The following is an 8,061-nucleotide window of genomic DNA, read 5'->3' on the forward strand; positions in this document are numbered from 1 at the left end:
CGTCCTCCGGTGGTCCGGGGGCGACGGGCCGCCCCTCCACCGCGAAGGACACCGAGTCCCACTGCCGCGCCTATCCGGGTCGACGACCTCGTCGCAGTTCGACCACCAGGTGCCGTAGCGCACGTCGCCGGGCGTCTCGTCGCCCTGAGCCAGTCGGGTTTGCACGTACGACCCGGGCGTCATGTCCCGGCACGCCTGCGACCACAGGGCGCAGGCCCAGGCCACGCCGGTGCCGTGGTTGGGGCCGCCCAGCGACACCCAGTGGTCCACGGTGGCGGTGCCGCCGCCGTACTTGATGTACCACCGGGTGACGAGGCTGCCGAAGGAGTGGGCCACGATGTCGACCTTGCGGGCACCGGTGCGGGCCAGGACCTGGGCGACGTACGCGGCGAAGCGGCCGGAGAGGGTCTCGTTGACGGACTGGCTGGTGTCGTAGCCCCAGGCGAACACGTCTTCTTCGGGGTATCCGGACGCCAGCAGATCGGCCCGCAGCGAGCCCCACACACCGGGGTCCGCGTTGTAGCCGTGAACGAGGACGACCGGTGTGACTGGGGTGGTCGCCTCCTGCTCCCGTGCCGCGGCCGCGGCGGGCGGGGTCGAGCAGAGCAGCAGAGCGAGCGTGCACAGCAGTGCACGGGCATGCGGGCGTACCACTGGGCCTCCTGGCGGCTCGTCAGGTGTTGCGGTGGCCACATGATGAGGGTGCGGGACGCACATGAACACCCATGCCGATCCGGTGGGGGCGAGGGCGAGGGGACTCAGTGCTCGTCGTGTCTGCCCTGCCGTCTCTGCCTGCCCTGCCGGTGGTGTTCCTCGGAGTGCTTGTCCGCCTGGGTGGCTTCGCGGTGTTCCGCCGGTGCGGAGGGGGCGGCCGCCGACGGCGCGTCGGACAGGGGAGCCCCGCCGGCGGGGGCCGAGCCGGAAGGAGCGGGCGAGGCCGGTGTGCCGTCGGAGGAGTTCAGGTTCGCGCCGACGGCCGCTGCCGCCGCGAACAGCAGCACGCCCGCCCCGCCCAGCACGGCCTGTGTGGCCCGGCTGCGGCTCTTTCCGCGGGACCGCGCGGCCCGTGTGCCGCCGACCGCCCGGTGGGAGCGCGTCGCAGGCGTCGCGGGCGGCGCAGTCGACGGGAGCGGGACGTCCTGCGGTCCCTGCTCGGGGCGGGTCCCGGCCAGCCGGGCCGCTGCCTGCTCCGCCGTGGGGCGTTGCGCGGGGTCCTTGGCCAGCATGTCGAGGACGTAGCCGGCCAGGGGGTCCGGTATCCCGGCACGCAGGTGGGAGGGCGGCACGGGCGCGGCGTCGACCTGCTGCTGCACCACCGCCAAGGTGGTCGCACCGCGGAACGGCGGTCGGCCGGTGAGCAGTTCGTACAGCACGCAGCCGAGCGAGTAGACGTCCGAGGCCGGCTGCGCGGGGCGCCCGAGCGCGCGTTCGGGAGCCAGGTAGTCGGCGGTGCCGACGACCTTCCCGGTGGCCGTGAGAGCACCGGCGGCGTCGTCGGCGAAACGGGCGATGCCGAAGTCCGTGATCTTCGCGGTGCGGTCGGCGGTCAGCATCACGTTGGCCGGTTTGATGTCCCGGTGGACCACGCCCTGGGCGTGTGCGGCGGCCAGCCCCGCCGCCATCTGCGCCGCGACGGCCGCCGCCTCGTGCGGGGGCAGGGTGCCGCGCAGGGATCGCTCCTGGGCCAGGGTCCAGCCGTCGATCAGCTCCATGACCAGGTAGAGCCGGCCGTGGTGGGAGCCGAAGTCGTAGACGCCCACCACGTGCGGGTGGTGCAGACGGCCCGCCGTCTGGGCCTCCATCCGGAAGCGCTCGGTGTCCGCCGCCTCGTCGGTGCGCAGGAGCTTCACCGCCACCGCACGGTCGAGGGTGCGGTCCGTGGCCCGCCACACCTCACCCATGGCGCCGCGCCCCAGCGGCTCGTCCAAGTGGTAGCGGTCCGCCAGAAGCAGTCCCACGTGCGTTCCTTCACTGTCGACGACAAGCTGCGCCGTGCCACCCGGTGACCGACAAGGCGGACGCAAGGGTGGCGCTACAAGATCACTTTATCGAAGGCAGGAGTGCGCGTGGCCCCCGCACCGGGTGGGCGCACCGGGATCGGCCGTGCGCCCGCGGCCTGCACACGGTAGGGGACGTGCGCGCTCCGAAGTTGTACAGTTGCGCAACGTGGCAATCGTGGCGGGGGTGCCGGACGCCGGGCGCATCCCGCTGTCCGGCGTGGGGTAGGGGGGGGGGGGCATGCTCCGCAACGGGCTGGAACCCTGGCACCTGCTGATCGTGGCGATCGTCATCATCCTGCTCTTCGGGTCCAAGAAGCTGCCGGAGGCGGCGCGCGGACTGGGCACGTCGCTGCACATCCTCAAGGGCGAGGCGAAGGCCTGAAGGAGGACGGCGCCCTCAGCCCCCCGCCTATGCTCATGGTGCGGCCGGGCAGACGGCGCTGAGGTCGCGGAGGCCGCTGCCGTCGATGCGGCTTCGCCGGGCAGGGTCTCCGAGGACACCGCGGGCCGCTGACGCCCCCGCCGCCGTCCTGCGGGCCGCCCTGGTGTCGCGTCGGCCCGGGGTCTGTCACGGCGGGCGCGGAGAAAGCCGCCGGCCTCGCCCCCGAAACCGCCCGCTGAGCTGAGCCTTGCCTTGCCTGTGCCGGGTGGCCGGGGCACGCTGGGCGTATGAGCGCTCACGACGGCCCCACGCTCATCACGTCCGTCCAGCGAGCCTTCCGCCTGCTGGAGGCGGTGAGCGCACACGTGAACGGCGCGCCGGCCAAACAGCTGGCACGGGAGACGGGGCTGCCCCTGGCCACCGCCTATCACCTGCTGCGGACGCTGGTCCACGACGGATATGTGCGCAAGCTGGACGACGGCGGCTTCGTCCTGGGCGACAAGTTGCAGACGCTGCACGGCACGGGCACTGCGCAAGTCCTGCTCAGCCGGGTCCGTCCGGCGCTCGCCGCGTTGCGGGACGAGTTCGGTTTCGCGGCCTACCTCACGTTCTACGAGGAGGGCGAGATCAGGGTCGCCGAGATCGTCGACGGTCCCCGCGCACCCCGGGTCGACCTGTGGGTGGGATTCGAGGACGCCGGGCACGCCACCGCGCTCGGCAAGTCCGTGCTGCGCGAGCTGGACGAGGAATCCCGCCGGGACTACCTCTCCCGTCACCACCTGGCCGATCTGACACCGCGGACCATCACCAGCCTCCCGGACCTGCTCAGGAAGCTGGACACCGACCCCATGGCCCCCGCCATCACCGATCTCGAGGAGTACGCCCTCGGTACGGTGTGCGTCGCAGTGCCCGTCTACCGCGGGGACACGCTCGGCTCCCTCGGCATCTCCATGCCGGCCGAGCGCCGCCACCGGCTCCGGGAGATCCGGGAGCGACTGCTCCCGGCCGCGGACCGGGTGACCAGGAGCCTCTCGCTCACTATCTGAAATCCCTCTCCTTGAGGCTGCCTCGCCCAGCCGTTTTCCTGGATGAAGCGGACATACAGGGAGCTATGTCCCGACAGGTGAGGATTTGCGGACCAAGATGAGTCAGGCCCGAGACCATGGTGGCGGCCCCCAGCCGGAGCGACCGAAGCGGAACCGATTCACCGGCCGTGCGAACGCGCAGCTGGCGGCCGGTGTACCCGTACTGCCGGTGCTGATCGTCGCGGGGATCGTGCTTGTGGACGTCCTCGGCGGCGCGGGGACGATCTGGCTGCCGCTGCTGGCGGCCGGACCGGCGCTGGCCGCCACCACCAACGGGCCCAGGGGCGTCCTCTGCGTCGGCCTCCTCGCCACCGGGCTCGGTGCGGTGCTGGGAACCAGGCACGGGGTTCCGGGCCACGAGCTGGCCGCCGTCCTGTCGGCCCTGATGGCCGTCACCCTGGCGAGCGGCCTGGCCAGCGCGCGGCGGGACCGGCGCGAGCGGGTGCTCGCGGCCGTCCGCTCGGTCGCGGAGGCCGCCCAGCACGCCCTGCTCCAGCCCGTCCCGGAGACCGTCGGCCCGTTCCGGGTGGCCGTCCGCTACAGCGCTGCGGCGGCGGAGGCCCGCATCGGTGGGGATCTCTACGCCCTGGTGCCCACCCCGCACGGGATCAGGCTGATCGTCGGCGACGTGCGCGGCAAGGGGCTGCCGGCCGTGGGGACCGCCGCACTCGTCCTCGGCGTCTTCCGTGAGGCGGCCTACGACGAACCCGACCTCCTCGCCGTCGTGGACCGGATCGAGCGGAGCCTGGCGCGCAACCTCGGGGCCGACGACTTCGTCACGGCCGTGGTCGCCGGATATGCCCAGGACGGGGAGCTGGAGGTGGTCAACTGCGGACACGCGCCTCCGCTGCTCATCTCCGGCTCCGGACGCGTCGTGGCCGTGGAACCCACCCATCCGGCTCCGCCCCTCGGGCTGCGTGCCCTCCTGGCCGAGGAGCCGCGTCTGCAGCGGGTGCCCTTCGCGGCGGGCGACCAGCTGCTTCTCTACACCGACGGGGTCATCGAGGCCCGTGATCACCAGCGCGAGTTCTACCCGCTGGCCGAACGGGTGGCGCACCATGTGTCCGACGAACCGGCGCGTACGCTCACCGGGCTCCATGACGAGCTGCTGGCGCATGTGGGCGGCCGGCTGCACGACGACGCGGCCCTGCTCCTGCTCCGCAGGCAGACCGCGGACGAGCCGGTCACGTCCGAGTCGGCGCTACGCGCACCGGTCGTCCCGGAACCGGCGTCCGACGGCGGTCGCGAAGCCGCGTCCGTGATGTCCCGTGCGCGGTCCGCCGAGCTGGGCCGGTCCGGTGGGGGGCAGGCCGGCTGGGGGACCGCGGCCCCGGGGAGTCCGAGGCGTCCCGGCTCCGCCCGTACAGCCGCGGAGGGCTGTCGACGGCTGGGTGGCCGCCTGTGCGGGCCCCTGCCCGAGCAGGCCTGACCGGTCGGGCGGCGAGAATCCTGCGCGGCGGATCTCGCGGGTGCGGAGGCGGCGTGGTGTGGCAGGTGGGGCCCGGAGAGAGCGTGGTGTGGCAGGGCGGACCCGGAGGGAAGGTGGTGTGTCACGCGGCGACGAGTTCGGCCCACCGGGTGACCGCGGCGCCCTGGATGTGGATGCCGTGCGAATCGGCCACCGTCTGGACGATCCTCTCGCCCCGGCCGTGCTCGTCCGGGTCGATCCCCGCCCCCGAGTGTGCCGCCGCCAGGGCGGGTCCCGCGTCGGAGACCTCCACGCGCAGCGTGCCGAGCCCGTCGCGCCGGACCCACGACAGCCGCAGCACGGCCGGGGGCAGGGCGTGGACGATCGCGTTGGTGAGCAGTTCCGACACCACCAGCAGTGCGTCCTCGACGAGGTCCGGGCACACGTCCCAGTCGGCGAGGACCGTCCGCGCGTGTCGGCGCGCGGCCGAGACGGCGCCGGCGACTGGCGGCATCGGACAGATGTCCTCGTATGTCTCCCGAAGCAGAGTGTTGAGCTGTACCGCCATCTTCACTCCTGAGGTGAGCGCTGCCGGTCGGGCGCCGGGGCCTCAGCGCATTCGCCGGGCTGTCAAGCACGTTAGGAAGCCGTACCGGGGCGGTCAATGAACAGGGGTCGGCATTGTCGAACGCGGCTGCCTGTCGCCGCCACGAGTGTCGCCCGCACGCGGAGCAAAACGCCCATGTCGGTAATAGGCTCGCATCATGGCAGGCCCAGTCCAGTCGATCGAACGGGCGGCGGCAATTCTGCGTCTGCTCGCCGGTGGGCCCCGCCGGCTCGGGCTCGGCGAGGTGGCGGCCTCGCTCGGCCTCGCGAAGGGAACGGCCCACGGCATCCTGCGCACACTCCAGCACGTGGATTTCGTCGAGCAGGACGCGGCGACCGGAAAGTACCAGCTCGGGGCTGCCCTGTTGCACCTCGGTACGAGTTACCTCGACGTCAACGAGCTGCGGTCGCGCTCGATCAACTGGGCCGACGCCCTGGCCGCCCGCAGCGGGGAAGCGGTGCGCCTGGGCACCCCCCTGGAAGGCAGGGTCCTCGTCGTCCACCACGTCTTCCGGCCCGACGACTCGCTCCAGACCCTGGACGTGGGCGCGCTCCTGCCCCTGCACGCCTCCTCGCTCGGGAAGGTGCTGCTCGCCTACGGTACCGCTCCCCTCGACGCGGCTCTGGAGGCGGGGATGGAGACGTACACCCGGCACACCCTGGTCTCCCCGGAGCGGCTCACCCAGGCGCTCGCCGAGGTCAGGGAGGTCGGGTGGGCCGCCGAGGTCCAGGAAATGAGCATGGGCGAGGCCGGGCTGGCCGCGCCGATCCGCGGACACGGAGGCCTCGTCGTCGGCGCCATCGGGCTGTCCGGTCCGGTCGAGAGGATCTGTGACAGCCAGGGCCGGCCCAGGCCGAGCCTGATCACCCTGATCCGTGAGGCCGCACGGGCGATCTCCAGAGACCTGGGCGCCGCGCGCTGGTAGAGCCCTCCCGCCTCTCGACCCGCCGGAAGGAGGACCCGTTCATGGTTGAGCGGTACGTCATGTCCATCGATCAGGGCACCAACTCCACCCGATGCATCCTGTTCGATCACGGCGGACGCCTGGTGTCGGTCGCCCAGCGAGAGCACCAGCAGCACTTTCCCAGACCCGGTTGGGTCGAGCACGACGCCGTCGAGATATGGCAGAACCTGCGGCGCGTGATACCCGAGGCCCTGTCCGGGGCGAACCTCGCCGCGGAGCAGGTCGCCGCCGCAGGGGTGGCCAACCAGCGGGAGACGACCGTGCTCTGGGACCGGCGCACGGGCACCCCCCTGGGCAGGGCGATCGTCTGGCAGGACACCCGCACGGCGCCGCTCGTGGAGGACCTCCGGCACCGCCCCGGCGAGGACTTCTTCCTGGAGCGGTGCGGCCTGCCGCCCTCGACGTACTTCTCGGCGCTGCGGATCCGCTGGCTGTTCGACAACGTCAAGGGACTGGAGCAGCGCGCGCAGGACGGCGAGGTGCTGTTCGGCACGATCGAGAGCTGGCTGATCTGGAACCTCACCGGGGGCGCCGACGGCGGCCTGCACATCACCGACCCGACCAACGCCAGCCGCACCATGCTCATGAACATCCACACGCTCGCCTGGGACGAGGAACTGCTGACGTTCTTCGGCGTGCCCCGTCCGATGCTGCCCGACATCAGGCCGTCCGCCGAGACCTACGGCGAGGCCCGCACGCCGGTGCCCGGCCTCCGCATCACGGCCGCCCTCGGCGACCAGCAGGCCGCCCTCTTCGGCCAGACCTGCTTCACCCCGGGCGAGGCGAAGTGCACGTACGGGACGGGCAGCTTTCTGCTGCTCAACACCGGCTCCGACGTCGTGCGGTCCCGGCACGGACTCCTCACGACCGTCTCCTACCAGATCGGTGACCAGCCTCCGGCCTATGCCCTGGAGGGGTCGATAGCCGTCACCGGCTCGCTGGTCCAGTGGTTCCGTGACCGCCTGGGACTGATCAGCAGCGCCCCGGAGATCGAGACCCTGGCGCGGACGGTCGAGGACAACGGCGGTTGCTACATCGTTCCCGCCTTCTCGGGGCTCTTCGCGCCGCGCTGGCGCAGCGACGCGCGCGGCGTGATCGTCGGCCTCACCTCCTACATCACCAGCGGCCACCTGGCCCGGGCCGTCCTGGAGGCCACCGGCTGGCAGACGCGCGAGGTCGTCGACGCGATGAACGCCGACTCCTCGGTGGCGCTCAAGGAGCTGAAGGTGGACGGCGGCATGACCGCGAACAACCTGCTGATGCAGTTCGTGGCCGACGTGCTCGACGTGCCCGTGGTGCGGCCCATGGTCGCCGAAACGGTCTCCCTCGGCGCCGCCTACGCCGCCGGTCTGGCCGCCGGATACTGGCCGGACCTGGAAGTCCTGCGCCGCAACTGGCACACCGCCGGCCGCTGGCTTCCGGACATGGACCCCGCCCGGCGGGAGTGGGAGTACGACAACTGGCAGCGGGCCGTCGAACGGTCCCTGGGATGGATCAGACCGCCGGAGTCCTGACCGGGTCCGTGCGCCCCCCCCGGGGGGGGGGCGGCTCGGGGTGCGGCTCGAGGGGCGGGGGGCCAAGGAGCGGGCCGGAGCGCTAGGGGTGGGTGATGGCG

Annotated in this window: 6 protein-coding genes and 2 pseudogenes; 5 read left to right on the forward strand and 3 right to left on the reverse strand. The window is 72.5% G+C overall.

Annotation, left to right across the window (positions count from 1 at the left end; all coding sequences use genetic code 11):
* Both AB0H32_RS44875 and AB0H32_RS44880 read right to left on the reverse strand, forming a co-directional pair.
* On the reverse strand, positions 1 to 654 hold a 654-nt coding region (locus AB0H32_RS44875), incomplete at its 3' end, for a hypothetical protein (RefSeq protein ID WP_361134386.1).
* 104 nt (positions 655 to 758) lie between these two features.
* Positions 759 to 1,958 carry a protein kinase gene (locus AB0H32_RS44880; RefSeq protein ID WP_361134389.1) on the reverse strand — a complete coding sequence of 400 codons (1,200 nt, stop codon included), beginning with the start codon at positions 1,956 to 1,958 and terminating at the stop codon, positions 759 to 761.
* A gap of 280 nt (positions 1,959 to 2,238) precedes the next feature.
* On the opposite strand from AB0H32_RS44880, the pseudogene AB0H32_RS44885 reads away from it, so the two are divergent.
* The 3 genes and pseudogenes from AB0H32_RS44885 to AB0H32_RS44895 all read left to right on the forward strand — a co-directional run.
* Positions 2,239 to 2,379: pseudogene (locus AB0H32_RS44885) on the forward strand (Sec-independent protein translocase subunit TatA); the annotation flags it as partial.
* A 290-nt stretch (positions 2,380 to 2,669) separates the two neighbouring features.
* A complete protein-coding gene (locus AB0H32_RS44890) occupies positions 2,670 to 3,428 on the forward strand; it encodes an IclR family transcriptional regulator C-terminal domain-containing protein (protein ID WP_361134392.1) in 759 nt (252 codons plus the stop codon).
* Between the two features lie 208 nt (positions 3,429 to 3,636).
* Positions 3,637 to 4,632: pseudogene (locus AB0H32_RS44895) on the forward strand (PP2C family protein-serine/threonine phosphatase); the annotation flags it as partial.
* Positions 4,633 to 5,017: 385 nt separating this feature from the next.
* Here AB0H32_RS44895 and AB0H32_RS44900 read toward each other — a convergent pair.
* A complete protein-coding gene (locus tag AB0H32_RS44900) occupies positions 5,018 to 5,443 on the reverse strand; it encodes an ATP-binding protein (protein WP_361134395.1) in 426 nt (141 codons plus the stop codon).
* Between the two features lie 196 nt (positions 5,444 to 5,639).
* On the opposite strand from AB0H32_RS44900, the gene AB0H32_RS44905 reads away from it, so the two are divergent.
* Together AB0H32_RS44905 and glpK are read left to right on the forward strand one after the other, a co-directional pair.
* Entirely contained in the window at positions 5,640 to 6,407 is a 768-nt protein-coding gene (locus AB0H32_RS44905; RefSeq protein ID WP_361134398.1) for an IclR family transcriptional regulator, read from the forward strand.
* Positions 6,408 to 6,448: 41 nt separating this feature from the next.
* A complete protein-coding gene (gene glpK, locus AB0H32_RS44910; protein WP_361134401.1) occupies positions 6,449 to 7,960 on the forward strand; it encodes a glycerol kinase GlpK in 1,512 nt (503 codons plus the stop codon).
* Positions 7,961 to 8,061: the final 101 nt, after the last annotated feature.

Source organism: Streptomyces sp. NPDC020362, from assembly GCF_040642095.1.
Lineage (GTDB): Bacteria > Actinomycetota > Actinomycetes > Streptomycetales > Streptomycetaceae > Streptomyces.

Coding starts and splice junctions, on each gene's coding strand:
- AB0H32_RS44890 (WP_361134392.1), top strand. CDS start 2,670: ATGAGCGCTCACGACGGCCCCACGCTCATCACGTCCGTCCAGCGAGCC.
- AB0H32_RS44900 (WP_361134395.1), bottom strand. CDS start 5,443: ATGGCGGTACAGCTCAACACTCTGCTTCGGGAGACATACGAGGACATC.
- AB0H32_RS44905 (WP_361134398.1), top strand. CDS start 5,640: ATGGCAGGCCCAGTCCAGTCGATCGAACGGGCGGCGGCAATTCTGCGT.
- glpK (WP_361134401.1), top strand. CDS start 6,449: ATGGTTGAGCGGTACGTCATGTCCATCGATCAGGGCACCAACTCCACC.